General features: G+C 54.3%; 21 protein-coding genes and 1 pseudogene. 9 read left to right on the plus strand and 13 right to left on the minus strand.

All coding sequences use genetic code 11. The annotated features are described in order from the left end of the window. Window positions 1-30: 30 nt before the first annotated feature. The 10 genes from AACG97_RS13985 to AACG97_RS14030 all read right to left on the minus strand — a co-directional run bounded on the left by AACG97_RS13985 (window position 31) and on the right by AACG97_RS14030 (window position 13,688). Window positions 31-564: an NUDIX hydrolase gene (locus tag AACG97_RS13985; RefSeq protein WP_154211752.1), complete on the minus strand. Its 534-nt coding sequence runs from the start codon at window positions 562-564 to the stop codon at window positions 31-33. 92 nt (window positions 565-656) lie between these two features. After that, window positions 657-1,508 (minus strand): universal stress protein, encoded by an 852-nt coding sequence (locus AACG97_RS13990; protein ID WP_154211751.1) that lies wholly within the window; start codon window positions 1,506-1,508, stop codon window positions 657-659. Window positions 1,509-1,519: 11 nt separating this feature from the next. Beyond that, window positions 1,520-3,007, minus strand: a complete 1,488-nt coding sequence (locus AACG97_RS13995; RefSeq protein ID WP_154211750.1) for a SulP family inorganic anion transporter — start codon at window positions 3,005-3,007, stop codon at window positions 1,520-1,522. 685 nt (window positions 3,008-3,692) lie between these two features. Continuing rightward, window positions 3,693-4,940, minus strand: a complete 1,248-nt coding sequence (locus tag AACG97_RS14000; protein ID WP_105642849.1) for an IS256 family transposase — start codon at window positions 4,938-4,940, stop codon at window positions 3,693-3,695. Between the two features lie 54 nt (window positions 4,941-4,994). Then, on the minus strand, window positions 4,995-5,363 hold the full coding sequence (locus AACG97_RS14005) for a histone-like nucleoid-structuring protein, MvaT/MvaU family (RefSeq protein ID WP_049275687.1): 369 nt from the start codon (window positions 5,361-5,363) through the stop codon (window positions 4,995-4,997). A 97-nt stretch (window positions 5,364-5,460) separates the two neighbouring features. Continuing rightward, complete coding sequence (locus AACG97_RS14010; protein WP_232555153.1) at window positions 5,461-7,509, minus strand: DUF3732 domain-containing protein; 2,049 nt, start codon at window positions 7,507-7,509, stop codon at window positions 5,461-5,463. Continuing rightward, complete coding sequence (locus AACG97_RS14015; protein WP_049275689.1) at window positions 7,506-7,967, minus strand: three component ABC system middle component; 462 nt, start codon at window positions 7,965-7,967, stop codon at window positions 7,506-7,508. The genes AACG97_RS14010 and AACG97_RS14015 overlap by 4 nt, the downstream gene beginning before the upstream one ends. Next, window positions 7,964-9,154: a hypothetical protein gene (locus AACG97_RS14020; protein ID WP_154211864.1), complete on the minus strand. Its 1,191-nt coding sequence runs from the start codon at window positions 9,152-9,154 to the stop codon at window positions 7,964-7,966. Before AACG97_RS14020 ends, AACG97_RS14015 begins: the two co-directional genes overlap by 4 nt. A 252-nt stretch (window positions 9,155-9,406) precedes the next feature. Further along, a complete protein-coding gene (locus tag AACG97_RS14025) occupies window positions 9,407-12,925 on the minus strand; it encodes a DEAD/DEAH box helicase (RefSeq protein WP_110606487.1) in 3,519 nt (1,172 codons plus the stop codon). Continuing rightward, a complete protein-coding gene (locus AACG97_RS14030) occupies window positions 12,909-13,688 on the minus strand; it encodes a Hachiman antiphage defense system protein HamA (protein ID WP_049275692.1) in 780 nt (259 codons plus the stop codon). The genes AACG97_RS14025 and AACG97_RS14030 overlap by 17 nt, the downstream gene beginning before the upstream one ends. Window positions 13,689-14,163: 475 nt before the next feature. Between AACG97_RS14030 and AACG97_RS14035 the strand changes: the two genes are divergently transcribed. The 6 genes from AACG97_RS14035 (at window position 14,164) to AACG97_RS14060 (ending at window position 17,994) form a co-directional block, all read left to right on the plus strand. After that, a complete protein-coding gene (locus tag AACG97_RS14035) occupies window positions 14,164-14,325 on the plus strand; it encodes a hypothetical protein (protein ID WP_154211866.1) in 162 nt (53 codons plus the stop codon). A 90-nt stretch (window positions 14,326-14,415) separates the two neighbouring features. Next, window positions 14,416-15,099: a metallophosphoesterase family protein gene (locus tag AACG97_RS14040; RefSeq protein ID WP_049275694.1), complete on the plus strand. Its 684-nt coding sequence runs from the start codon at window positions 14,416-14,418 to the stop codon at window positions 15,097-15,099. A gap of 449 nt (window positions 15,100-15,548) precedes the next feature. Further along, entirely contained in the window at window positions 15,549-15,767 is a 219-nt protein-coding gene (locus AACG97_RS14045) for an MbcA/ParS/Xre antitoxin family protein (RefSeq protein WP_049275697.1), read from the plus strand. A 197-nt stretch (window positions 15,768-15,964) separates the two neighbouring features. Then, entirely contained in the window at window positions 15,965-16,495 is a 531-nt protein-coding gene (locus AACG97_RS14050) for an HAD domain-containing protein (RefSeq protein ID WP_065426120.1), read from the plus strand. 57 nt (window positions 16,496-16,552) lie between these two features. Then, complete coding sequence (locus AACG97_RS14055; RefSeq protein WP_049275699.1) at window positions 16,553-16,828, plus strand: hypothetical protein; 276 nt, start codon at window positions 16,553-16,555, stop codon at window positions 16,826-16,828. A gap of 134 nt (window positions 16,829-16,962) precedes the next feature. Beyond that, the gene (locus tag AACG97_RS14060; RefSeq protein ID WP_232555154.1) at window positions 16,963-17,994 is read left to right on the plus strand and encodes a tetratricopeptide repeat protein; all 1,032 of its coding nucleotides are present in this window, start codon (window positions 16,963-16,965) and stop codon (window positions 17,992-17,994) included. Window positions 17,995-18,157: 163 nt separating this feature from the next. Here the strand turns inward: AACG97_RS14060 and AACG97_RS14065 are convergent, their stop codons facing one another. Next, window positions 18,158-20,413 carry a hypothetical protein gene (locus tag AACG97_RS14065; protein ID WP_154211867.1) on the minus strand — a complete coding sequence of 752 codons (2,256 nt, stop codon included), beginning with the start codon at window positions 20,411-20,413 and terminating at the stop codon, window positions 18,158-18,160. Between the two features lie 1,293 nt (window positions 20,414-21,706). Between AACG97_RS14065 and AACG97_RS28050 the strand changes: the two are divergent. Continuing rightward, window positions 21,707-21,883, plus strand: a pseudogene (locus tag AACG97_RS28050) (DUF7693 family protein); the annotation flags it as partial. A gap of 287 nt (window positions 21,884-22,170) precedes the next feature. Here the strand turns inward: AACG97_RS28050 and AACG97_RS14070 are convergent. Both AACG97_RS14070 and AACG97_RS14075 read right to left on the minus strand, forming a co-directional pair. Then, a complete protein-coding gene (locus tag AACG97_RS14070) occupies window positions 22,171-23,328 on the minus strand; it encodes an alpha/beta hydrolase family protein (RefSeq protein WP_197885094.1) in 1,158 nt (385 codons plus the stop codon). Between the two features lie 173 nt (window positions 23,329-23,501). Further along, window positions 23,502-24,455: a LysR family transcriptional regulator gene (locus tag AACG97_RS14075; RefSeq protein WP_197885093.1), complete on the minus strand. Its 954-nt coding sequence runs from the start codon at window positions 24,453-24,455 to the stop codon at window positions 23,502-23,504. 270 nt (window positions 24,456-24,725) lie between these two features. On the opposite strand from AACG97_RS14075, the gene AACG97_RS14080 reads away from it, so the two are divergent. Beyond that, entirely contained in the window at window positions 24,726-25,667 is a 942-nt protein-coding gene (locus AACG97_RS14080) for a VOC family protein (protein ID WP_009684878.1), read from the plus strand. A 3-nt stretch (window positions 25,668-25,670) separates the two neighbouring features. After that, entirely contained in the window at window positions 25,671-26,057 is a 387-nt protein-coding gene (locus AACG97_RS14085) for a Rieske (2Fe-2S) protein (protein WP_009684877.1), read from the plus strand. Window positions 26,058-26,116 lie beyond the last annotated feature (59 nt).

Raw genomic sequence — 26,116 nt, forward strand, 5'->3', positions numbered from 1 at the left:
AGGCTAAGTGGACTTCGCCAAATAGTCAGCTCAAAGGCTGATTGGCATCAACAATTCGGAAGCGACTTTTCTGAGCATGTAGGTTTCGCGCAGAATTGATTGCCCCATCGAAGACTCGTGGCGCTGCATGACGGCTTCATTGTGCGCGATGGCTTCATGCAGGTTGATCCAGACAGGCCGCATACCATTAGCGATTTCGTGGCTTTCCATTCTCACGGGCTCTAGCTGGGGCGCTACTTCGCATTGATAAAAATGCGAGGTCATGTGCATCAGATCGTACTGTGGCTTCCAGTAGGGCCGGTACTCCTCGATGTAACCGTAGTGCTGGAGCACCTGTATTTCACGAGCACCAGTCTCTTCCTCAAGCTCACGCTTCAGGCCTGTGACAATGTCCTCGTCACCATCAAGGCCGCCTCCAGGAAAGCTGAAGTCGTTATAACGCTCGGTGAACAGCAACAGGATCTGTTCATCCCGCATCACGATGCCGCGTGCTGCATGTCGACGGAATACTCTGCCCTGTTTGGATTTCAGCTCGGGGTGAACAATTTCAGTTATGAGTTGCATGTGGTCTCGTTACGGCAAAATCAGTTAGTCATCGTCCAGGGTGGCCACGGCATTTCCGCAGTTCTGGAAATACTGTGGCCAGTGGAACTGGCTCAGCGAAGCAGCAATACGGGTAAAGTGGATGTTCGCAGCATCGTCGTGGTCGTGCTGCCTACCAGAAACTGCCTGATGCGTGAGTGCCCGTACGCCCCCATGACTAAGAGGTCAATGCCGTGCTCTGCCTGATACGCATGAAGTACCGACTCTACTTCGCCTGGGCGGATCTCGGCATGCACTAGCAGGCCATAAGAGGCAAGTGTGGATCGTGCTTTCTCCAGCTCGTTCTGGTTTTCTTCAGAGTCCGTACCAACCATGACGATATGAATTGGCAGGCCTTCGCACAGCGGGCTTGAAGCAAGCATCTGTACGGTCTTGTGGCCTGTAGCGCTGCCGTCAAATGCCACCATGACCGTTTCAGGTTTCCTGAAATGGCTGGTTGTAATCAGGATGGGGCGGTGGATAGTTCGGACTACCGCTTCAATCTGGCTGCCAAGACTTTGGGCACTGCGCGTGCTGTCCTCACCGACTCTTCCAATCACCAGTAACCGAATATCGTCTTGGAGATCGCTCAGGCTTTCGACGAGATGGCCATGGCGCTGCTTCATATCAGGTGACATGGCGCCAGAGTGGACTGTTCGCTCGCGAGCTTTTTCAAGCATGTGCTGCCCATGCTCCAAGGCCAGTTTTGCCCGCTGCGCATCCAGCGTGGCCAACTCCTCCAGTAGATGTTCTCTGCTGCCGAGACCGATATTGCCGCTGAGGTCAGCGGATGCAGGATATTTCTCCTTATCCAGCACATGAAGCAAGGTCAGGGGAGCGCTGAGTCGTTGCGAGGCCCATGCTGCGTAATCGCAGACCGCCAATGAGGATTGTGAGTTATCAATGCAGGCCATTATGTGGGTCATTGTCGTTCTCCTTAGTGGCTCATGAGCTTGTCGATGGCACCGGGTTTGTCATGCACGCCGAAGCGGTCAACGATTGTTGCGCTGGCTTCATTGAGACCGAGCACTTCAACCTCAGCGCCTTCGCGTCGGAACTTGATCACGACCTTATCCAGGGCTGCGACGGCGGTGATATCCCAGAAATGCGCCTGTGTGAGATCGATGGTGACCTTGTTGAGCGCTTCCTTAAAGTCAAAAACCTCAGTGAACTTGTCCGCAGAGCTAAAGAACACCTGGCCCACGACGTAGTAAGTCCTATGTGATTTCGTCTCTTCCAGAGTGCTCTTGATATCCAGGTAGTGCCCGACCTTATTGGCAAAAAACAGCGAAGCCAGCAGCACACCTACCAGTACGCCGTAAGCCAGGTTGTGAGTGGCCACGACGACCACGACGGTCGCCACCATGACAAGGTTGGTCGACAGCGGATGCTCTTTCAGATTACGCAAAGAATCCCAGCTAAAGGTGCCGATGGACACCATGATCATCACAGCCACGAGTGCGGCCATAGGGATTTTGGAGAGCCATTCGCCAAGAAATACCACCATCAGCAGCAGGAAAACGCCGGCACACAATGTCGAGAGACGGCTGCGGCCACCAGATTTCACGTTGATGATCGACTGGCCGATCATGGCGCAACCTGCCATGCCGCCAAGCATGCCGGCAGCGATGTTGGCCACACCCTGGCCTTTGCACTCGCGGTTTTTGTTGCTGGTGGTATCGGTAAGGTCGTCGACGATGGTCGCGGTCATCATTGATTCGAGTAGACCCACTACTGCCAACGCAGCCGAGTACGGGAAAATGATGCGCAGGGTTTCAAAATTCAGCGGAACTTCAGGCCAGAGGAAGATCGGGAGCGTATCAGGCAGTTGGCCCATGTCACCGACGGTGCGGATATCCAAACCGAGGTAAATGGCGATGGCAGTCAGCGTCAGAATGCACACCAATGGAGAGGGAATCAGCTTGCCGATCTTAGGTATATACGGAAACAGGTAGATGATTCCAAGGCCCGCTGCGGTCATCGCGTAGACGTGCCAGGTCACGTTGGTCAATTCAGGTAACTGCGCCATAAAAATCAGAATCGCCAATGCGTTCACAAAACCCGTGACCACAGAGCGAGAGACGAAGCGCATCAACGAGCCAAGCTTCAGGTAGCCGGCAAGGATTTGAAGTACGCCACATAGTAGAGTCGCGGCCAGCAAGTACTGGAGTCCATGCTCTTTTACCAGCGTAACCATCAGCAGTGCCATGGCGCCTGTCGCCGCCGAGATCATTCCGGGGCGTCCGCCGACAAAGGCGATGACAGCACAGATACAGAAGGAGGCGTAGAGACCGACTTTGGGATCTACCCCGGCGATGATGGAAAAGGCGATGGCTTCCGGGATCAGCGCGAGTGCGACCACCAGTCCCGCAAGCACGTCGCCACGGACGTTGGAAAACCACGTTTGTCTAAGTTTTTGCAGCATAGAAAATATCCAAGGCAAAGCATCGCGCACGCCAAGGGAATGGCGAGCGAATCGATACAAATTCAAATTTTGAGGATTTTTTGCTGTGTGCTTAAGGTGTAAAACCAGGCGTACAGCAGTGCGCACCCGCGAGCGAGGCTAGCGGAAGCAGGGTGTTGCGAGGGGGCGTAGCGCTAAGGCGGCGTAGGCTGCCAGTAGATCGTTTGGAGTACAGTCATACTGATGTTCCTGTAGCTCAAGGGGTATGCGGAGCAGAAGTATACAACGAAGCCATCGTCTATTGCGACCCGCTGCCAAGCTCAGCATGGGCTACGTCAGATACAGGCTTACTCAATGGGTATACCTGCGGCCAAGGCTTTTTTCCACTCGCTCTTGTTTGAGCTGGTCTGTGTGCTGAGGGGTGAGTTGGCCAGACGGTTACGGTGTCTCAGACTCGGCGATGGCCATCCGGCTCAAGGAGCTGGAGTTGGTGCGCTGGCCTTAGAGCGGGCAGGGCGTTCTGGCTATACCTGGAGCGCGCAGTCGGCGGGAGTTGTTGGATCGCCCAGAGAGGCATCCACTTTTTGGGCAAGTAAAAAAGGGGCCCTCACGAGGCCCCTTATCTTTGCTTCTGAAGGGTTACTTGAGAGTGTCAGTTTTTTTGTGTGCGGGCCGATAACGGCCTGCCGCCAGGCAGGCCAGGCTTTTACCAGGTCGGCCTGATAAATCGATCTCCGTACAGAATCGCAAATTGATTCATCGCATTTTTCCAATCATGCGCCGCCGAGCCCCAGTTTGCCGTAATGTTGCGCAGCCCAAGCCAGATCAGCTTGGTCGCTGCGTCATCAGTCGGGAAGTGGCCTCGCGTTTTGATGATCTTGCGTAGCTGGGCGTTGATGCTTTCGATAGCGTTGGTCGTATAGATCACTTTTCGAATGGCAGGTGGGAAGACAAAAAATGGGATCACTCGATCCCAAGCTCGTCTCCAGGCCGCCACGACCGCTGGGTACTGCTTTCCCCAAGGGCCATTTTCAAAGGCACCCAGTGCTTCCTCAGCCGCTTCTGCGGTGATGGCCTGATAGACCGGTTTAAGCGCCTTGGCCAGCTCACGGCGCTTATCCCACGCCGCATAATCGAGGCTGTTGCGGATCAAGTGGACGATGCAGGTTTGCAGCGTTGTCGCCGGAAACACTGCACTTAGCGCCTCTGGCATGCCTTTGAGACCGTCGGTAACGGCTATCAGCACGTCTTCTACGCCGCGGGTCTTGAGGTCGTTGAATACCTTCATCCAAAACTTCGCACCCTCAGTGTTTTCGATCCAGATGCCAAGAATATCGCGCGTTCCATCGGGTAAAACACCCAGCGCTAAGTAAATCGCCTTGTTGCGGACAAGGCCTTCTTCGCGGATCTTGACCCGCAGCGCATCGAAGAAAATGACTGGGTACATCGGCTCAAGCGGTCGCTGTTGCCACGCACCAATTTCCTCCATCACCTCGTCAGTGACTGAGCTGATGAAGTCATGGGAAACGTCCGTCCCGTATTGCTCAGAGAGGAAAGCGCGGATTTCTCGAACGGTCATGCCTCGGGCATACATGGCGATGATCTTGTCATCAAAACCGGTGTAACGCCGCTCATGCTTGGGGATCAGAATGGGGGCAAAACTGCCATCCCGATCACGGGGAATCTCCAGCCGCAGCGGGCCATCCCCTGTCAAAACCGTCTTGCCCGTTTTGCCGTTGCGCTGGTTGGTTTCATCCTCTGGGCGCTGCGCGCCCGGCGGATACCCCAGGTGGTGACCGAGCTCAGCACTCAATGCTCGCTCAATCAAAGCCTTCTTGAAGGCCGCAGAAGCGTCTTCGATAGCCTCTGCGGTCATCAGCCCTTCACCGAACTGCTCGAGCAGCTCCTTGGGGATTTTTGGTAGGTCACGCAGGGGTTTCTTTTTGGTTGGCATACATGCACCTCTTACTCATGTTATGCCCGAACACAAAATTTCTGACACCCCCGGTTACTTAGCTAACCAGCTCTCGACTTCGTCAGCACCATGCTGGCTTTTCCACTCTTTCAAGGTCTTGTGGTTACCACCCTTGGTTTCGACGCGCTCGCCTGTGTGAGGGTTGTTGTAGACCTTGAGCTGACGGGGCTTGCGACTGGACTTTTCAGCCACAGCTGCTGGTGCACGTCGACTGCCAGATTCAGGGTCAAGAATGGCTATGATATCGCGCAGGCTGTAGCCGTACTCCGATAGCAAGCTACGGAGCTTTTTTTCAAACTCGATTTCGCGCTTAAGGCCATCATCGTTTTTGAGGGTCTCAAGTTCGGCCAGCTGAGCAGCCAGTTGTTGCTCTAACTTACGGAATTCGGCGAGTCTGGACATTTGATGCTCCTGTATATGGTGCGTCGAGTATAGGGGTGGGACTACAGGCCATCAATGCGCAGGTTCAAGCCGATGCCTGAGGCTAAGGTCGACCTCATTAAGTATCCTGGCTTACCTCGCCTTCGGAGTCTCCCACTGGCGGGGAAGCCTGATCAGCGATGAACCCACGATCTCGCCAGCGACGACGAACAAATGAGTTGAAGTCGTAGGGATCTTCGAGATCCAAATTATCTGCGTGGTCTGAGACGATGACCTGGGGCATCAAGCCTGTTTCTGTCTCTGTTTCCACACAGAACGCCGCCAGCTGACTGAACATATTGTTCACTGCCACCAGATCTGCATCCTTTTTGTCGGATCTGTTTGCTGCCTCGGAGGCTTTCGTAGCCTCGAATGCTTTGTGCTTATCCAGCGCCGGGAAGTACACCTGGGTAGGTTGGTCGAGGAAAAGAATTGGCGGGATCCTGCAGTCTTGGTCGTCGTGTCGCGCAAATTGATAGTGCAACGCCATGAAGAGCGCCAGATGGGAGTAAAGCCAATTCGCGCCACTGCCCATGGAGCGCAGGTAAACCCGCTTCTCATCGCTTTGCTGGTACCAAAGCTCAAATGTGGTGAGGTCAAATTTCAGCTTGCAGGGTGTGTAGGTTTCTTCGAAATTGAACCTGTCACCGTATCGAGCGAGCGCTGCATCAATTTTCTCAGAAAGAGCGGCTACCTTGGTCTCTACGTCGTAGGCCTTGATCAACCGTTTGAGCTCTTTCACCTCATCCCTGAGCTTGAGCTCTTGTTCGCTGAGCGAAATGCCCGATTTCAGCTTCTGATTCCTCAGTCCGATCTCCAGTTCCACCTTGACCGAGATCGCCTGTTCATTGGGGTTCTTGGTCGTCTTGAGCTTTTCAAGTTCGGCGTCGAGGGGGTCGATGGCGACCTGGATTTTAGCGAGCGCGTCGTTGAATTTACCGATCTCTTTGATGAGGGCGCGCTCTTCGTCGGCATAGCTCTCTACGGCATAGCTTGAGAGGTTTAGCTCGCCATTAAGCCAGGTAATAGCGTCAAAGAGCTTACCTGCCGCTACAGCGGGTAGATCGGTGTGAGAGTCACACATCGGGCAGTGGGTATGTGAGATCTGAATCGATTTCGGCGTCCCGTCTGCCCGCATAGCCTTGGTCAAACTCTTCGCAGATATTATCGATTCACGCACCTGAGCAAGTTGTCGAGTAGCTGCCCTTTTCTTCGGCAAGATCACGGCAGCGGCATCCTCGTGCGCCTGACGTTTTGCCTCGATCGAGTCCGACTGGAAATTGATTCGCACCGCGCGCTGGGAAATTTCTTCTAGATACTTCTGGGGTTTGGCGTAGAGCTCATCTGCTGTGGCGTTGGTGAGCGGATGACCGGCCAGGGCTTCGTAGGTATCAAGGAGGTGCTGGTAGTGTTCGACAACCTCTGTCTTTTTCTTCGCCTCACGAGGAATCTGATTCTGGATTTTCTTGAGCGCATCCTCGGCGATATTCAGCTCTTTGACTTTGTCAAAATAGTCTTCATGCACGAGCCCCATCAGGATTTTGAAATGCGCGATGGCTTGCTCACGCTTTTCCTTCTCATCGAACCGATAAAAGACGGCATGCTTGTTGGCCACCAAATTTTGGTGTTGGAGCATGAAGCTTGCAAATGTGCGAATTGAAGGCGTGGGCGATTTCGCCCCGGGAACATTCAGCCTCCAGGCCTCCTCATCCACGTTCTTGAGGGTAATGTTGAAATATCGGCCGAGCTCTTTCTTGAAGCGTGCCTCAGGATACTGATGGCGCTCCTCGGTGAACCGTTCTGGGGCTTCCTGTAACGCTTCGAGCAAAGCTTGATGAGTACCTGGCCATTCCGTGAGGTAGCAGCCACCATCCGAACTGGTTCGGGCCGCCACCAGTAGATGGCTCGGGAACTCAAGCGCGATGAGGTAGATCTTCGCCCGTTCGGTGATGCTTCCCACGGGTATGGTGTTTTCACTCGCACCAAGGCAAAAGTCGAAAATTTCCAAGATCGCGCTTTTACCCGTGGAGGATGCGCCAGTGATGATGTTCAGCCCACGCTCAAACGGGACGTGATGCAGCTGGTTGTCAGTGTCCACCACGCCGATGTAACGCAGAAAACAATTCATAGTGATTTGAGCCCTAACATCCTGTAAATGGTAACGATATGCTCTGTCCCAAAGATGGTAGCCAGGCGTTCAGCCGCCTTCATGATCCTTGGATTGGCATTCTCTGCTCTGTTCTCATCATGCAAGGTCACTCCCAACCGCTGGTCGAAGCCGATGCACCCCTCGGCGGACAGGATCAGTAGGCAGTCGTTAGTCAGTGACTTCATTTGCTGGACTCTCTCGACCAGCCCGGCCAACCTCTCGCGCTTTTCGCACATGGTTCGCAGCGAGCTGGTGCTCTTGGCCTTGTGGAGAAAATCTTGAGTAGGTGGATACAGCACCAGCGGGAGAATGAGGTAGCTCAGCAGCACATCCTGTTCCGTGGTCTCTCTGTGGTTGTAAAACTGGTAGATGACGGGCGCCAGCGCGAGGGGCGATCGCTGCAGCGTGTAAAGATGATCGAATGGGCGAGCATTCATTCGTCCCATAGCCTCCAATGAAATTCTTCATTTCGGGTGCCAGGCTCTTCATCCGCCAGCAAGTGATAGATGCCGTTTCGGAACGTATGAGGAGTGTCCTGGAAACTACACAAGGGAGTAACTGGGGCGGCGCAGCTCTCCGAGAAGAAAAGGCGAGAAGCCGCCAGCTTGGTCGACCTGTCTGAATGTGTGTCAAGTTTTCCCATGGCCGAATCTCTCGCCCAAAAAGCGGCCTCGTGATGATTATCTTGGTAACGTGAAATATCTTCTGGGCTAACAGAGCAGTCCCGGATCATCCCTGAGACGTGCTCGTGCGCCTCAAGCAAGTTCAGGGTGGCGCGTGATAAATGTTTCTCCGCTCCGATCTCGATCAGCTTGCGGGCAAACCGCCGGCTTCGCATGTGAGGCTCAGCTGCCTGACGGCTAATTAGCTCAGTGTTGATAGTGGGGAAGGTCACCGGGCCCACCATGTGCCGTTTGGTAAGCTCTTGGAGCTTGGCGTTGAACTCGCGCCCCTTGATTTCCCAGCCCTGGGCGATACGGCTGGCGTCCATCATGAAGCCGAACAGGTCATTGACGTAATCATCTTTCCGGTTCGGGTTGATGCCGCCCAGTTTCTCTTTTTTGTACGCGGCGATAAGGGCGGCCAGGTTTTGCTGCTCTGGCAGAATCCGAATCTTGGGGATAACGGCGAGGAGTGACTCCCGCATCTCCGTGCTTAAGACAGCTTTGCGTTGCGAAGTGAGCTTACCTTGCTTGGGACTAGTACCATCAGAGGGCAGCTCCGACTCCTGCTTACGTGGCTTGCGCTTGCCTATCGCCGCATTGATGGAGGTGAGCAGACCTAGGCGTTGGGAAGGGTCGCTCTCGTTCCATCGACTAAGCGTTGATCGACTGCCGAAGCTTTGCGTCGTAAGTAGGACTAGCTCCTCAAACCGCTCATGATCGAACGCCGGCTTGAGCCAGTTATGCAGAGTATTCCAGAAATTGGTATGCCTGTCGGAGAGGTCGTCTTCCCACATCTTGACCTCTACAGCGCCCTCCCGATCGACGGCAACATCGCCAAATACCTCGATCCAGAGGGATTGATCATCTTCGAGCTTGTGACAGTACTCGATGGCGACGTGGATCTGGTACTTGATGGCTTCGAAGAGCTTTCGAGCTTCAAAATCGATTGTTGACTGCATGGCTAACCTGGCGGGTGCCCGAAGCACACCTCATTATTATTGCCATGAGGACGTTCGGGGGATGGTGAATCCGAGGCTACTGCGCGGCGGCTCATGCATATTACCGTGACCAGTGGCAGATGGCCATTTTGGATCCTGATTGAGCTGCCAGTTCGCCCATTGGAGTACGCCAAGTTAGCACTGTGCACTCGGCATCCTTGGACAGGAGCGGCAGGTCATGCGCAGCGAGCTATGGGGCAAATCCCAAACTACCTATACGTCAGTCAAGTCCTGTGGGCCCAGATAAATGATGTCGATCGTGCTCGTGTCTTGGCCAACGTTGACGCGCAGCAATCCCTTCCGGGCGGGATTCATCGAATTCTGCAGAGTTCCTAGGAGTGCGCCGTCAACCGCTAACACTTGCGCTTTTCCTGCATGTTCGTACAGCTGAAGCGGGGTACTTGGAGGTGGTGAGGCGTCCAGCCAGTCGACCTTTCCCCAATAAGAACGTTTGGCCCACGTGTGACTCTCACGCGGCTCGAAACTGCCCATGAAGTCGAGCCAGATGTTCCTCGTTTCGGCGGTCGGCCAATTGGGCGAAGCGTTTAGCTGTGTCACTTCTTCTGAAAGAAGCCAGCTCCGGAGCCCATCACTTGTATCGAATGTGGCTCCGGTATCAGTGACGGCCTTGATGGCAGCCATCCTTGAGCTGAAGCCCGCTTGAATCAATAGTGCCGCTGCCCGGTTCAGCGTTCCAGTTTCAACTGCTGCGACGGCCAAGCCAAGCTCAAAATTATCGAGGGGTAGTTCAACGACCGTATCGTCGTTAGCTTCTGCCCGGACTCGGATCGCTTCCATTGCCCAAGGCAGGCGATAGACAAGGCCGTTCTCTATAAATCTCAGGGTTTCTGAGGCTTCATCAGCAGAATGGCTGGTTATTGCTTGACCTTGCAGCCATCGCTTTAGAATGTCCTGCCAGTTTGCAGGTAGTGCGTCGGGCATGAAGGGATAAAAGGAAAACACGTGTTGAGCAATAGCAGTGAGAGCATCGATTGCAACGCTTTCATCATCCTGGATTATTCCCGCGTTCGCCGTCACCAGCAATAGATTGAGCTCCTCTGCCAACGCGTCAAGAGTCTTGCCTGTGGCCAGCCCGATACCTGCCAGAAAGTAGCCTCGACGCTGGACGGAGCTAGTTTGGCTCCAAATCAGTGTGGCACGTGACCTCAGACCTGCTTTCAACGCATTCTGAGTGTTTTCATCACAACGAAGTAATCGGCGATGCCATAGCGAGGATTGAAGGATATCGTCAAGTGCAGACTCAATGTTGCTGTCCTCAACGTCACTTCCGCCGATCAAGCTCAGGACGGCCGTGTCGAGAGTGGCCACATGTCGTTCCCAGGCGGCCCGAGCAACCTGGCTTTCCTCAGGCTTCTCTGAGTCAAGCTCAGGGAAGCTCCACGCCATCGCATTGTTGGCGACGTACTCGACTAACGCGTCAATATCGCCCCCAATTTTTTTCGACATGCGCACTAGCAGCGTGCCAACAAGCTGGACTAGTCCGCTTTCCATGTTGCGGGCGCCTAGGTCACTGATCAATGCTTCCCAATTTTTCCGTCGCTGTCCTGCCTTGTCGAAGATGGGGAAAAGCACCATACCTTCGACATCGACGTAAGCTCGTCCTGCCCGACCAATAACATTCTTGAATTCAGAAATATCAATTGGCTCGCCCGATCGGTGCAAGGAATGCATCACCACTGCGGTGGCAGACAAATTTAAGCCTTGCGCCAAGGTAGGTGAGGATATTGTGACCCTGAGAACACCTTCGCGAAGCAAGCGCTCAACCTCCTTGCGATACGCCGTAGGCAACGCCCCGTGATGCAGCGCAACACCCAGGCGCAGGCATTTCAGGATCGAGCTCTCTGCTCCGAGCCATTCTTCGCCAAGTGCGATGGCAGTCCTCAGCGTGGCGGGATCAACCTCAAGGAGAGATCGGAGCGCTTCGCGCTCGTAGAGATCAATAATCACATCCGCATAAGGTTCGACGCTGCTTCGTTGTGGGCAGAAGATGAGTACGGTTTGCCCTTCATCAATAAGGCGCCAGGCTGTAGCGAGGCAGAGTTCGCGTTGATCATTAGGAAAAATCTTCGTCCGGCGGCGTTTTGGCCGCACCCAGGCTGGGGGAACGCTCCCCTCTAGATAACGTTGCACCCAAGGGCGCTCATCACCAACGCGCAGACTGAGACGGGCGGTGGAGTTGGAGGCATTCCAAGTGACTTCACCGAACCGAAGCCGGGTAGGGCGCCAATCGTTTTTGATCAGATCGCCTGGGTGATCTTTGCGCAGCCAGTTAGAGAAGTCTTCCAACTGATCGCCATCTGGAAGGATTGCCGATAGACACACAATTCGGCGTTGATCAGCGTCTGCACGACGCAGCAAGCGTTGGATTTGCACTTCGTAGCGTACTTCACGTTCGTTGAGACCTATCATATGGCCTTCATCGAAAACCAGCAGACCGACGTCGTTCAGGAGGTCTGGGTCATTGCGCAGGGCAAAGTCTATTTTTTCTGGTGTTGCGACGATGATGTTTCGGCCTCTGATTGAGTCCTCATCAATGCCGCTGACACCAATGCTTCCGTAAAGCGCAGAGATCGTTTTACCAAGAGGCCCAAAGCTTCTCTGCAGAGTAACCTCAGTCTGAGCGGAAAGCGCCCGCAATGGTGTGATAAACGCGACACGCTTGCCAGCAGCCAGGCACCGAAGGATGCAAAGCTCTGCGATTCGGGTTTTCCCCGCGCTGGTAGGGAGCGAAACCACGAGATCGTCAGTTTGATCAGATGCTCGGTGGGCAGCATCGATTTGTGAGGGCCAAAGATCAAGCTCAGCACGAGGTCGCTGGTGCAGTAGGGCAATGAACAGCTCTCGGAGCTGTGGCCAGTCGGCTGCCTCTCCTCCGGTGGGTTGAGGCGGTACATTAACGTGGAAAGTGTTAGACCACAGGTCTGTGATCAAATGAATCGCAATTCGGTACGCCCACCACTGGGGAAGCAGGTTCATTTCACTGGAAATGGCGAGGCCAGTTCCAAGCCGATCCTTCGCTTGCGTAAGCAGTACTTCTTCACCCCGTTCAAGCGCGGATATGAAAAGCGCCATTCCCGCCATGAACGTATCGGTCAATGCAGTGCTGAGACTTTCGAAAAGGAAGTCGTCGCTGTCCTCCGAGGGTTCTCCTGCAGCCTCCAACCTGTCGAGGTTTCCCTGAACCTCCGCAGCGATGGCAGCGTCGCTACCTTGCCCAGATGCACGATAGTCGAAGACCATTGCGCGAAGCTCCTGGAGGTTGCGTCGCATAAGCAAAGCGAGTGCACGCTCTATTAAGCTGAAGTTATTCTCGGATACTACAACCTGAAGCAACGAGTAGGCCCTAGCGGAGAGGTGCGCCAGGTGGTAGCTCGCAGCTGTCATGACGAAGTGAAAGTCTCGATCTATTTCCTCGGGATTGCCCTTGGAGATCACTGCCTCAAGAGCTGTCGCCGCATGTTCGAAAGCCGTGCGAGCTTGCGCTGAGTCGCCCTGAAGATCTCGCAACCTTAACCCCAGGCCGAGTAGGGAGTAGCCGTAAGAGTGCAGGTCATAGCTAAGCTGGGGCGCGAATTCAGGGGCATCAGGGGGGAGCACACCGTCGCGCCAGATAATTGCTCTTGCTTGGCCTCGTGCGATGAGGCGGCCGCGGAAACCTGGGGTTGCCGCTTCGGCAATGGTCGCGACAATTGCTTCAGATGTTGTTGGCATTGGCGATCACCCGGTCATAGACAGCCGCCACGAATAGGGGGTGCTCATCCACATGCAAGCCTACAGCCCATTGCTTAATAGCCCCCGGATAGCGTTTTAAAGCAGCGGTCAGAAGCGCCTCAGGCGCATTGCCTGAAAAAGTAAAGAGCAGATGCCGAACGTCCTTAGGCTGTATACCGTCGATAAGCTGAGCATCATCGATAGCATCCGCCAACGGTTCATTGCCTAACTCCAGCAAACGCTCGGCGATGAACGCGAGCGCGTGAGCAGAAGGCAAACCACCGTCCTTATCAAGACCTTCGCGAGCCTCGGTCAGCACTTGGTTTGTGAGCTTGGCGCGGCTCTTTGCTTCTGCCTTGATAAAGACCAGCCGGTGTGTAGCAGGATCCTCCAGCATGCCAATGACGTCATCACCTCGCATCGCCATGTTCCGGTGGTCTTTCCAGCGAAGTCTCTTGATCAACGCCCGAAAGCCGCCGCTCTGCGTATCAATCCACTCCGTTGCATAGATTTCACCGAGGTCACCTGATCGAATCTGCTTGGACGTCGGAAGCTTCCCTTCAATTAATTCTGCTGCAGCCGGCTTACCAAGACGCGCAAGTGCACGTGCTATGCGTTCTTCTGAGGCGTAATGCCCTGGGACGACAGAGGCGGTCGCTTCAACCCCTGTCTGACGGTTGGCTATCTGGCCCGTCAGCACTCTGCGAAAGTGGTTTCCAACAGGCTCATCAGCGCAATCGCACCAATCGTTGAACTGCACCATCTATTTTCTTCCCTGAAGACTTTTCCGCGATTTGATGAAGCTGTCTACGCTTCCCAGCAAAGGCGCGTAGGGGCCGCCGTGAGTATGAGTCTATCCGCGCGGGGCAAGCCCACGCTATTCAAATTCCCTCTAGACGGCCTGGCATTCGATCACGAACAGATAGCTCCCTACGCCTACCGCAGTATTTGTCGTGAGTACTTCGTCAAAGAAAACGCCGCACTCTCTCTAGCAGAGATGATCGACTACCCTGACGTACCTCAGGCAAATCGCCGATTGCTGGTGGGCTCAGCTCAAGGGCCGGCTTTTGGTTTTCAACACCTCCACCGACACAAGCTCATCTACGATGCGGCGATCTCACAGCGGAAGCGATGCCGGTCTGAAAATCAAGTATTCTGCTCCCAACCGGTTCGTTGCTTGGAAGCGCACGTTGAGGCCAGATATTCCCAGGGCTCTGACTGACAAAGAGTTCATTGACATGATGCAAGAATTCAAATTGGCAGGGCAATGGATGCAACAGCAGTTGGCGCTGAGTCGTGCAGCTCAGAGCGCTGCAGGCCCGGAGCAGGGCAGTAATAGTCCTTCGGAACGACAGGATGCCGCGTCGGTTATCCATCCACTGACCGACGTGCGAAGGTAAAGCGGCGGCTGCCCTAGCAGGCAGTGCTGCACCACGAAGCGTAGTGCCAGTGCGGCATCATCATTGGCTACGATTGCATGAGGGAAACGAGTGATTTGGTTTTTGGGTGATGTTCATGGGCGCTTTGATCATGTGATTAGGCTGGTGAAGCTTCACCGTCCCGAAGCAGTGGTCTTGCTAGGTGACCTCGAATGCGGCTTGCCCCTGGATATGATCCTGCGCCCGATCCTCGACATCACTGAGATCTGGTTCATTCACGGCAACCATGACAGCGATCGTCCAGACTACTGGCATAACCTCCATGGCTGCGGCCTCGCTGATCGCAGCCTGCATGGCAGGGTAGTGGAGATTGCTGGCTATCGTATAGCGGGGCTAGGTGGCACGTTTGAGTCACAAGCCTGGCTACCAGGCAGCCCTGATACCGGCATCCAAAATTACGGGGACTTTCTCGAACGCCTCGCGCTCAGACCTCAGCACGAAGACATCGTAGCGACGAAGAAGCAGCACGCGCTTTCTGCAATCTACCCGGACGACTACTTCTCTCTTGCGATGGAGAAGGCGGACATTTTGGTTTGTCACGAGGCTCCGAGCTGCCACCCGCACGGCTTTTCAGAGATCGATGAGCTCGCCCAGGGAATTGGCGCAAAAATGGTCGTGCATGGACATCATCATGATTGCCTAGATTACAGGTCAGAATGGACAAAGCTGGGGTTCGAGGCTCATGGCGTGGCGTTCAGATCCATCATGGCCATCGATGGCTCGATCATCACCTGATAGGTTGATAACGGCGCTGGCGCTATGTAACCAGATTTCATGTTGCACCAACGAGTGGTGTACGTTGACCATCCTGACTCACCTAACGGAATGGCCCAAGCTTGATCAATTCGGAGAGCAGCGGATGCGAAGGAAAGGACGCCGGCAGAGAGCTCGAACTGGGATCGCAAGGCTGATCACCAAGATCGAACGCCTGGAATCGAACAGAGTAGGGAGGCACAGACTTCGGCTCCGACTGTGGGGACGCATGACTGGCCTAGCGCGTAGCATAGGTCTGGCGCTGATTGGCGTTAAGCTCGTTGACCAAGCCCAGCGAGGACGTTGAACCCGGGAATCTCTCAGCGACGATGCCCGCAGTTAAGAGATCGTACCCAGGCCATTGATCTCGTTTGATCTTGACACAGCAACATACCCGACCTGTACATCGCCAAAGCGGAGCGAGCCTTCAGATGAGCACCTTGCCCCCTGATCAACACGATCGTTATCTGGAAATACTCGAAGCAGCAAAGTGCCTATTCGGCTGCGACCCTGATGCAGCTCTGCAATGGATGGCGCGCCCCGTTACAGCGTTTGGTGGCAAAGCTCCTGCCGCCATGATCACAACAAGGCTGGAAACGGACACGGTCATCGAGTTTATCAGGCGCCTGGAGCATGGGTTTGTTGCGTGAGTTGCCTAGACGATGCCCTCTAGGTGGAAGTTTGGACATTGAGCGGAGCCGCCCAAATAGTGCGTCCGGAAGTAATGCCGGAGCCAGCTAACGCCTGAAACAGCTAACAGAAGCGTGGATGCGCACCCCTAGAAGAAGATTTAAATACATTGATAGACAACCGCCCAGTAATCACAGCCAAGGTCTCTGAGACGATGATGGATCCCAGGCCTCGCAAGCTGAAAAGTAATGACTTGGTGCTCTTCTTGGATTACGACGGCGTGCTGCACCCTGACGCTGTGTACCGCACAAAGCACGGCCTGGAGCTGCGCGCACCAGGTGAAATGATGATGCACGCCCACATCCTCACTAGTCTGCTGCAGGACTTTCCAGATGTACGGATAGTGCTGTCCACGAGCTGGGCCAGGCTCCTGGGCTACAGCCGAGCGAAGGCAGCACTACCGGCCGAGCTGCAAGCACGCGTTGTCTCGGCTACGTGGCACTCTCGAATGACGCGATCCCAGATAGAGGGGTACGACAGTTGGTCGAGGCATGAGCAAATACGTGCCGCTGTTACACGCGCCGGCATCACCCGCTGGTTGGCAATTGATGACGACCCTGATCACAGTTGGCCAGCTCGCGACCACCGCCTAATACGTTGCGAACCCACGGTGGGGCTAGGCAGCGAGGCTACTCAGGTGGAATTGCGTACTAAGTTACAAGCGCTGGTAGACACCGCTGCTGACTAGTACTGATGATCACCCACCTCTATACTGGCCTTTTGCCGCAGCATGCTAAGGAACACCATGCCACTCGATTGGAAGCCATGCGATCAGGAAACTGCACCGGAAGGCTTGTATTGGTTCCACGTCTCTACCTATGAGTCAGAAGAATACGTGGATGAAGACGGTGAGATCGCCACGCGATCTACGGGAAGGGTCATCAACGAAGTTGTGCTGGCCGACCACTCCAAAGATGGATCACGCCATTCGTTTCAGGGCTTCAATGCTGAGAAGCATGGAGCAATGGGGTTCGACAACATCCATCACTACGCTGAAGTAGAAAGGCCCGACGTACCTTAAGCGTTTGATGGGGAGGCCTACCTCCCCATCGACAGCGCGCATCAACCTCACCCTCGTCAGCTTCTACAGTCGCAGATGTATTGCTTGGAATGCACTTCCATCCCAGTGCGCTCAAATGTCTAAAGGAGTAGGAGATGAGCATTTTCAGCTGGCTGTTCAACAGACCCAAAGCTCTCAAATCCGATACCGCAGCAAAGCACCAGTCCGCTCAGGCTCAATCCCTTAACGCTCAGCCAGAGCTCCGGGCCGCTCCCCAGATCCGTCGAGATAAGCTTTTTCTCACAGTCGAATCGCTTGATTTCTCGGGCATCTATCAGCTGTCAAAGTCCAAGAAGTGGGCGATCGCCTGGCGAGACTCTGATCCGTCCGCGGGTCGGGGAGGTCACAGAGAATCTGGCTTAGGGGCATACGTGCTTGCAGATGTGAGCAGCGATACCGTTGTCTGCCATGGGAGTATGCCTAGGCCAAACAATGGCCACGTGTGTGATTCCGGCGTGTTTTGCCTGGAAGATTGGCATTTTGGTAGCACCCTGTCTGGGACGTTCAGCGTTTTCGATCCCAGCGGTTCTGTGATCTTAGCTAAAGAGCTGACGGCAAATATTTTCACCAGCGGTATTTCTAGGCACGGGAAATACGCATTCTGCGCCACCGCCAACAGCCCAACCGAGCACGGCAACAAGGTGTTCCTGTTTGACCTGGTCAATCGGGTCGAAATGTACAGCGTCACCCCGAAGGCCGGATGGCCTGATAGCTACGAAGTGGACGAGAGTACAGGAGAACTCATGGCGTTGTTCAAGGACATGGGGAGCTTCCGGTACAACGTCCACGGCCAATTCATCGATGCTGATCAGCTCGGCGATGCCAACCTCAATTCCTCCCGTTACGACCGCATCATCCTCGCCGCAGAGAAGATTTTAGGGGAGGGCGACCTGACAGACGAGCGCACGCTGGAAGTCCTGACCGCTGTACAGCGTGCCCGTACACTCGGCGCAGATGAAAACCCTGCCTGGAGGCCCACCGCACTCAAAGTCCAGGGGCTTGCGCACGAGCAGCTAGGGCAGTACCCCGAAGCAGTCCAAGTCTATGAGGAGGCGCTGGCTTTGAATCCAAAAATTGGCGTTAAGCGCAGGTTGGCTTCAGTGGGTAAGCGGATCAAGGCTGGGTAGCGGAGGCCATTCTCACCCCCCGATGACGATAGAGGTACTGAGCGCCGGCGGCGCCGGCCAAATGCAGAGCTCCTCACGTCGCCTTGTCCTAACTGACCTCACCAACCTTGCCCTAGTTGTCCGTAGGGTAGGGTAGCGCCTGTGTTAATGGGGGAGAACCTGATTACATGAAATGTAAAGCTTCCTTGAATCGATACTCCGAGGGTTTACAAGAGTTCGCTAAAATTCTAATGGTGATGTTGCGTACCGTCGCTGTAAAGTGAGCGCTTTCACCACTGCACTGCATGTCCTCTGCTGCAGCTCGGCAGACTTCAACAAGCAATTTTGAGACCCAGCTATCAGAAACCGCCACCCCAATTACCCTGCCAGAAAACAATGGGCATCTACCGATAGGAGATACATTATTTTTTTGAAGAAACATCCTATAAGGCAAAAAAACTTCTTGAACATATCTGGAGCTAACAAGGAGTGACCTTCGAGTTCCTTTTTTACCAGGCAGGGAGGCAGTCCACGCACCATTGCTTACATCTAAGCAGTCAAACCTAAGAAGGCTGCCGAACGACTTTATATCAGATCTCGACAGCTTGAGTTCGTTAACTGTATATATTAAAAATAGCATTTTAAGCAAATCCCACCCCTTTAGTAGGGTGAAGGCACCATCGATTACTTTCTGAAATTCAGCCTCACTTGCTCCTTGCTGTACTTTAGGGGTTGCCCGTCTTCTGTGGCTGTAGTGAGCAAAAGAATCGAGATTAAGTAGAGGATTGTAATCAACGGCTCGCTTGGACAAAAGGAAATCAAAAAAACTACGGGCAACAGTGAACTGCCCAGCTGAATTTTCAATTGAAGAGTGATATGGCAGATCTTTAAGGCCTTCTCCGCACTTGCCAGCAATCCAAAATGGACGCCAATTCAGATTTGTCACTGTGAGAACAGCGCCTCTACTATAAGAACCTGCTCTAACTTTAGTGAAGCGTCGCTCATAGGAAGTCCTGATCCAATCTTTTGGTGGAGCCTTGCAAAACTCATTAAACTCATGAAGATCAATCTCACTCAATTCATATATCGGCTTGCGCTTTATGATATAAGTCCAAAGCAGAAGTCGCTCAACGTACTTCCTATATGCCTCATAAGTATTTCGATTCCTAAAACCGCACAGATATTCTTTCGCGTGCTCGTAGGCCTCTCGCGGCTTAGCAGCCTCCGAACAGGAAGCTAGATATAGCAGGGTATCGGGATGATCGTTTACGCTCCCGTCGCTGCGTATCACTTCTAGATAATCGGCAAATAGGGGCCTTGGAATCTCATCGAAATCCGGCGGCACCTCCGAAATTGCTGGAGGCTGCGATCTTTTAGGCCCAGGCGCGACAGAATACAACCATACCTTGTACGCATCGTGAAGACTTTGCATCTTTGCTCGCGAGGCACCATTGCTTTCCATATGACGTAGAGCCTCACGAACTGCATCTTTTGTGATTTTCACCAGCGTGCGTCGACTTACCTGACCGCTACCAATTATCCTTGAAATTATGGGGCGTGAACCTTCAATCTGTGGGTATAATCCTTGGAAATCACAGACTCTCAATAAATAGCGCTGAATGAAATCATCCGGAACAGTTATGTCCCCTGAGTCCAACCTTAGTAACCAGGTATCTTCATTGTGGACAAAGGCATCTAAAGTGATGATGTTTCCTTTGGAGTCGAAAAAATCTGAGCATGCAACATTCAAATAAGCCTGCGCAGCAACTACAAATACCGTGCGCTCATGCATTCTGGGATCCGCGACTGCTAACCTCTCAGCAGCAGATAAAATTTCCGCCCAGTGATTGGATGCCAAGGTTAATTCAATTAGAGGGGTAGCCACCTCAGTCTTTGAGACTTGAGAGATCAGCTCCGCAAATGGATTTCGCAGGGCATTTGACGTCTTGACTAAATAAGCAAAGAACGCCGAGCATCCAGTGAGAGTTTTGTACAGGCTTGAAGGCTCAGTGGGCAGCCGTCCCTTCGCAAATGGTCGCCATTTTGGATTCGGAGTAATCGTCTTCAAACCTGAATTAGAAATCTCATTTCTGAACCGCAAAGGGGCTTTTTCACAAATCCATGAATCTGGTGGTTCCTGTACGAACCAAATGAATTCGAAAGCATCGGCTCTATCGAGGGTGAATACTGATTTCCCTCTAACAAGTAGGGCCCATAAAATTAGCCTTTCAATAGCCGTGCGACAACTTTCATAGCTCGGTAATTCGCGGCGATCCGCGAGGAAGTCGTATGCCAGTTCGTGTACTTCGAAGGGCTGCAGGGCAGGATCAAGCTTGCTCAAAAAAGCTGTGGCCAAAACCTTCACTTGTGACGAGGCTGAAAATTCGCAGTCATCTAGAATACGGGCGGAAGCGAATAGTGGATGAGGTAAAAGCTCCATGAGCTATCCAGAACCTGATGGGCTAAAGCCCATCATAGTCCCTACGTGAATCCCAGGAGGCGCAAAATTAAGGAGGTAAAAGCTACTCGGCAGTTCTTCCTGCCGCATTGTACCAAGCAATCAGTGATCAGCTTTGAACTCTAGAGCCGCAGACTGGTGGCATAGGAGGGCGCCTTTGGGGCATTTAAAATAGGATAACTCAACTAAATAGTCATTTAGTTGAGTTGGGATTTCATCGGGCTTAATTGCGAATGGAGCAGGGTGACTAAGCCTTTGAAAGTCCACTGGCACTATCTCTGCGGTGCACAGCATAGGCATTTTAGATCCTGCTAAGGCGTAGGAGCTGCCTCGGGCCACGTTAACATTTCTTACCACTCCATTTCAAATTGCAGCCTGTGTGAGAGTCAGTACCATTGGAGTGACATCAGCATAACTCAACGACCAGGAGACTAGTGTCGGCTGTGACGCCAGCGGGCGCACCCGTGGACAGCTTAGCGGCAGCCTGCCGTGCGAAACCGCCACGGGGAAGCAGATGCACCGCTGGCTGGGCAACACCTCGGGTGATGTGGCCAACGGAAGGCATTTATACAGCTTCCATTGGTTGCGGGCCATCAATGGTGAGCTAGAGACTGTACGCAAACCATGAATGGCTAAGAGCATCATGCGGTAGCGTAATTTGCGAATCAGCACTCTCGTGATCCCGAGGGCGTATTTCCCTGTAGACGGCACCACGGGGCAAGATAGCCAAAAAATGCGTGACTGGTTGACGTGCAATTTGTGCGTAAAGCGTATTGGAGGCTTGGGAACCCCAAAAAAAGCGCATCTATAGATGGGTACCGCGTGTGGCTAGAAGCGCATCTTTAGCTGGGTATTCGTTGGTTCAGGTTGGGAAAAGCGCTGTCGATCTTGAGACTGGCACTAACAAATGCATGCTCAAGCCATTGATTCGTAAGAGGCGCACAATTAGGTAGGCAAAGGCGCATCTTTACGGGGGCCTGACAACCCTCGGCCCCGGCAGCCCCATACGAGGGTGCGCATAACGCATATTATGTTAAATAGAATACTATGTCATAAGCGGGCCAGTTGGCGCTCCCTGAGATTTTGCGGCCATTCTTTAAAACAAAGTACGCTGAAGTGAATCTTTGTACAAAAAGGTCTCTCTCTAGCGTTTACGCCCTAAATACGCGATGTCTAGCGATCACTTCAGCTGTCCGCTGCTCCCGCCTTTTCAGAAGGCTAAGACTCATCTTAAGTTCCAAAACGCTCATTAGCCCCCCTCATTGCTTGTGATATGGCTGGGTGCTCACGTTCTACAACGACTGCGACACGCTCGACTATTGCGACAGCTGCTACAGCCCGGAGGGACGTGCTTACATTTTCGACTCGCTGCAGTCGTACAGTACTGACCCAGTAGAGCTGTTGAGTACCTGGGAGCACGCACAGCTGGAAAAGCTGCTGAGCGATAGCTAGTCGGTCATCGCAGTTAGCTGCATCTATGTGACCTATTGAAAGCGCTGGTGTGTGCCCGTGCGCAACACTTATGGCCCTGCCGCCATGGTTGTCTGGTCAGTAAGGACAAGCCGCTGTGAGCAGCTCTCCATATGGGCGCCAGCGCCGGCAGTCAGTATCACTTCGAAGTCCGTCCGCGCCAGCTCGCCTACAAGCTCCTACACCTACTCAGGGCTGCAAACGGCAAATTAGAAAGCCGAAAAAAAGGGTGGCCGTAGCCACCCCACCCTTCAAGCCAGCAAATGCCGTCAGGCGGTACGACCACCGAGCGTCTCAGCGACCCAATCCGCAATGTACTGGCCCGCGTTGATGCTGTTGTCGAAGCTGGAGTGCTGCACCCCACCCTCACGATCGGTGAAGATCTTCAGCTCGCGCTTAGGGCTGTTGACCAGTTGTTCGAAGGTACGATGAGCCCACTTCAGTGGAATCTGAGAGTCCTTCTCGCCATGGGTGACCAGGAACGGCACTTTGATGCGATCCAGGATCCCGTCGAGGTGAACGTTCTCGGAGATTGGCATGAAGTCCTCGATATCCTTGGCGCCCCATACCCAGCAAACATGTGCCCAGTAATGAGGGACAGGCAAGCTGCCTTCCTTCTCCAGGCGACGCTTCTGGACATCACGCCAATCGTGGTTTGCACCCCAGACTACGCCGCACGCGAATCGAGGTTCAAATGCCACCGCTCTTGGGCAGTAGTAGCCTCCCAGCGAGACACCTTCCATGCCGATGCGCTTGGAGTCGACTTCAGGATGGGTTTCCAGCCAATCGACCACCCGGCTCGCCCAGTGCTCGCTGTCGAAGCGGGCGGTGAGGTCGTGCAGGCGGAGGGCCTCACCAGTGCCAGGCTGGTCAATGAGCAGCGAGGACACGCCCCGCTTGGCCAGCCAAGCTGGCAAGCCCACGCGGTACTTCATTTCCTTGGTCGAGTCCAAGCCGTTGACCTGCAGCAGAATCGGGGCCGGGCCGTTCACGCCTTCAGCGCGCACGAAGAGCCCGGAGAGGACTTTGCCCTCGTAGGGAATCTCCACACGCTCGCAGTTTTCTTTGGACAGGGAAATACCACGTGCGAAGGTGCTCACGAACTGCTTGTACAGAGCCTCGCGCCCTGGAGCTCCGTGTGCTTGCAGGCGCTCGCAGGTCAGGTAGTAGGTGGCAGCCCGGTTGTACTTCTCGCCCGCCGACAGCAAGCGGCCTGCAGCCTCATCTTCTTCAGCCAGGCCACAGAGCTTGTCTGCCATTTTTGACCAGGTTTCACGAAATGCTGCGGTGCCGGCTGCGTCTGGCTGCTTCGCAGCCTCTTGCAACGGCGCGCACATTTCCTCGATCTCACCCATGCGAGCGCCCATCTCGATGGCGAGGTCGACAGACAGGTTCCAAACGTAATTGGTGGGGAAGTAGCGGAACATTTCTTATTTTCCTTTTCAGTCGGAAGGTGAACCCGGGGCTGGGAAGTACACCAGGCACGATCAGAGAAGGACGTTATTGAGCAGGCTCCGCTTTGGCCAATCGCGAGTGCGGATGCAAGGTATCGCGAAACGCGATGCCTGGATTGAAAACCACGCAGTTTCCGTTTTGTTAGTCAGTGCGCAGCGTCAAGAACTGCGGCCGACTCGGGCGCTGAGGCTTGATCCAGTGCCAGGATTGACGCTCGGACAGCCTCTCTCAGCCAACGATGCATGGGGTCACTGTCCATGCTTCGATGCCACTGCATGATCTCCTTCATCACCGGGAGCTCCACCGGTGGCGGGAGAATCCGCAACGGTAGATATTGCGAATAAAGCTCCGCCAATCTGCGATGCATAGTTGCAATGCGATGAGTGCCGACCAGCAACTGGGGAAGCGTGTTGAAGTCGTTCGTGATCACCTCAAGCCGGCGCTTGAAACCGTACTGGTTCACGAACCACTCTTCGATGCTCAACTGGCGAGTGCGGCCGAAACCGACAGATACGTGGCCCATTTCCATGTACTTTTCCAAGGTAAGGGTCTCGCCTACCAGCGGGTTGTGGTTCCAAACGACGCAGACGTGCTCCTCTTCAAACAGCAGCTGCGAGGGATGCCCATCGATGCAATACCGCTCTGGAACGAACATGAGGTCGATCTCGCCACGACTGGCCATCTCCACCGACTGCTCCCCTGGGGCGTACATCTCGAAGGTGATTCCTGGGGCTTCCTGGTGGATGCGTTGAATCACCCGCGAGAACAGGACGCTGATCAGGTAATCCGACATGACCAAACGGAAATGCCGTTTGCTGGTAGAGGGGTCGAAGACAGGTTTTGAAGTGATTGAGGAGCTAATGGTCAGTAGTACTTCACGGACGGGTTTTGCCAACTCAAGCGCGTAGGCTGTGGGCTGCATTGAGCGGCCTACCTGCACAAGCAAGTCATCCTCGAAGTATTTACGGAGCCTACCCAGCACCCCGCTCGTGGCGGACTGGGTCATGTGAAGGCGTTCGGCAGCACGGGTAATGTTTTGCTCGTCCAGGAGCACGTCCAGGGCCACGAGCAGATTCAAATCCAAGTGGTGGAATCGCATTGCGATGCATCCTTGTGATTGTAGTTATTTTTGAAATACCTTCGTCCGCCATAATCGATACGTCAAGAGGCCGTTTGTTACACCACCGCCCCACTCCCGGATTTCCTTGCTCTGCGACTATGTATCGAGTTCGCAGATGGTAGGCATCCCAAGTTGCGATTAGTCAGTTCAAAAACCTGACTGCACTCTCAATCGCGTCATGCGGCATGCCTAGCGCAGAGACCACCACCGGCCCAGCTGCCGGATCATAATTTCAACGGAGTGGTTTCCATGAAGATCCTTGGACTTGATGCCTTGGTTTTTGGCGTCGACGATTTACAAGCTTGCGCTGATTGCCTGCGTGATTACGGACTGAAGCCAGTTCACCTGGACGCCGAAGGTGGCCGTTTCGAGGCCCTGGACGGAACCGCCATTATCATCCGTCAGCCCGATGACTCATCCCTCCCCCCCGCCATGGGCCCGGCTCCTTCCCTCAGGGAGACGGTCTATGGCGTAGAAAGCACTGCCGATCTGGCCGCGATCGAAGATGAGCTGAGCCGGGATCGTGAGGTGCATCGGGATGCTGCTGGCGCCCTACACACAGTCGATGACCTTGGCTTTGCCATCGCATTCCAGGTTACCTGCCGCCGTCCGTTCAGCGCGTCTGCCGACCTCACCAATGCGCCTGGCAGTGAACCGCAACGCCCGATGAACCAGTTGGGTATCACTCCCGACATGGTCGCCCTGCCCCGGTCACTTTCCCACGTGGTGTACTTCGTTCCCGATGTGGCAAAAGGTGAAGCGTTCTACCGAGATCGCCTGGGCTTCGTGACCACTGACAGCTTCATCGGCGTTGGCCCCTTCATGCGCACGAACGGGATGGATGACCACCACTGCCTGTTCATGATCCAGACGCCGCCTCACATGCAAGGCTGTGAACACTTCACCTTCCACATGGGCAGCGGCACAGAAGTGCTCCTGGCTGGTTATCGCCTGCAGCAGAAAGGCTGGACAAGCTTCTGGGGCCCGGGGCGCCACCTCTTCGGCTCCAACTGGTTCTGGTACTTCAACAGCCCTCTGGGCTGCCATATCGAATACGACGCCGATATGGACAAGCACGATGACGCCTGGGCTGCCCGCCATGCTCCGATGTCTGCTGATAACTCTCAGCTCTTCCTCTTCAGCTCCCGCGACAAATGGGCACCAGGTGGGCCACCTCCGCAGCAGGAGTGAGCCATGGATCGTAGCGTGGTGCTTTGCCCGCTCCAGCAACTGCAAGAAGGCACCGCCCTGGGTTTCGATCCGTTCGAGTCTGGGCGCGCGACTGTGTTTGCACTGAAGCATCAGGGAGAGGTGCGCATCTATCGCAACAGCTGCCCTCACCTAGATGTGCCTTTGGAGTACCGAAAGGATCGGTTTCTTTCAGCCAACGGGGAGCGGGTCATCTGTTATGCGCACGGAGCGCAGTTCATGCCGGACACAGGGCTTTGCGTTTACGGCCCATGCCTGGGGAAGTTTTTAACAGCGCTTGAGTTCAAGTGTGAGGACGAGCTGATTCGCCTTTCGATCGACAGCCTTGGTCAGCCTATCGAAGTATCGCGCAGCGCGATAGGTCGCATCTGAGGACTCGATTAGTCAAATCGGTCGTCTCTGGGGAAACTCAGCCCAACCACGAAAAAGGC

Source organism: Pseudomonas sp. Nvir, assembly GCF_963778085.1.
GTDB classification, from domain to species: Bacteria; Pseudomonadota; Gammaproteobacteria; order Pseudomonadales; family Pseudomonadaceae; genus Aquipseudomonas; species Aquipseudomonas juntendi.

Bases quoted from the DNA above. Each gene is read 5' to 3' on its own strand.
- AACG97_RS14005 (WP_049275687.1), bottom strand. From the start codon at position 5,363: ATGTCCAGACTCGCCGAATTCCGTAAGTTAGAGCAACAACTGGCTGCT.
- AACG97_RS14030 (WP_049275692.1), bottom strand. From the start codon at position 13,688: ATGGTGCAGTTCAACGATTGGTGCGATTGCGCTGATGAGCCTGTTGGA.
- AACG97_RS14080 (WP_009684878.1), top strand. From the start codon at position 24,726: ATGAAGATCCTTGGACTTGATGCCTTGGTTTTTGGCGTCGACGATTTA.
- AACG97_RS14060 (WP_232555154.1), top strand. From the start codon at position 16,963: ATGAGCATTTTCAGCTGGCTGTTCAACAGACCCAAAGCTCTCAAATCC.
- AACG97_RS14065 (WP_154211867.1), bottom strand. From the start codon at position 20,413: ATGGAGCTTTTACCTCATCCACTATTCGCTTCCGCCCGTATTCTAGAT.
- AACG97_RS14020 (WP_154211864.1), bottom strand. From the start codon at position 9,154: ATGCAGTCAACAATCGATTTTGAAGCTCGAAAGCTCTTCGAAGCCATC.
- AACG97_RS14055 (WP_049275699.1), top strand. From the start codon at position 16,553: ATGCCACTCGATTGGAAGCCATGCGATCAGGAAACTGCACCGGAAGGC.
- AACG97_RS14050 (WP_065426120.1), top strand. From the start codon at position 15,965: ATGGATCCCAGGCCTCGCAAGCTGAAAAGTAATGACTTGGTGCTCTTC.
- AACG97_RS13995 (WP_154211750.1), bottom strand. From the start codon at position 3,007: ATGCTGCAAAAACTTAGACAAACGTGGTTTTCCAACGTCCGTGGCGAC.
- AACG97_RS14000 (WP_105642849.1), bottom strand. From the start codon at position 4,940: ATGCCAACCAAAAAGAAACCCCTGCGTGACCTACCAAAAATCCCCAAG.
- AACG97_RS14085 (WP_009684877.1), top strand. From the start codon at position 25,671: ATGGATCGTAGCGTGGTGCTTTGCCCGCTCCAGCAACTGCAAGAAGGC.
- AACG97_RS14070 (WP_197885094.1), bottom strand. From the start codon at position 23,328: ATGTTCCGCTACTTCCCCACCAATTACGTTTGGAACCTGTCTGTCGAC.
- AACG97_RS14035 (WP_154211866.1), top strand. From the start codon at position 14,164: ATGATGCAAGAATTCAAATTGGCAGGGCAATGGATGCAACAGCAGTTG.
- AACG97_RS14025 (WP_110606487.1), bottom strand. From the start codon at position 12,925: ATGCCAACAACATCTGAAGCAATTGTCGCGACCATTGCCGAAGCGGCA.
- AACG97_RS14075 (WP_197885093.1), bottom strand. From the start codon at position 24,455: ATGCGATTCCACCACTTGGATTTGAATCTGCTCGTGGCCCTGGACGTG.
- AACG97_RS14015 (WP_049275689.1), bottom strand. From the start codon at position 7,967: ATGAATGCTCGCCCATTCGATCATCTTTACACGCTGCAGCGATCGCCC.
- AACG97_RS14010 (WP_232555153.1), bottom strand. From the start codon at position 7,509: ATGAATTGTTTTCTGCGTTACATCGGCGTGGTGGACACTGACAACCAG.
- AACG97_RS14045 (WP_049275697.1), top strand. From the start codon at position 15,549: ATGAGCACCTTGCCCCCTGATCAACACGATCGTTATCTGGAAATACTC.
- AACG97_RS13990 (WP_154211751.1), bottom strand. From the start codon at position 1,508: ATGACCCACATAATGGCCTGCATTGATAACTCACAATCCTCATTGGCG.
- AACG97_RS13985 (WP_154211752.1), bottom strand. From the start codon at position 564: ATGCAACTCATAACTGAAATTGTTCACCCCGAGCTGAAATCCAAACAG.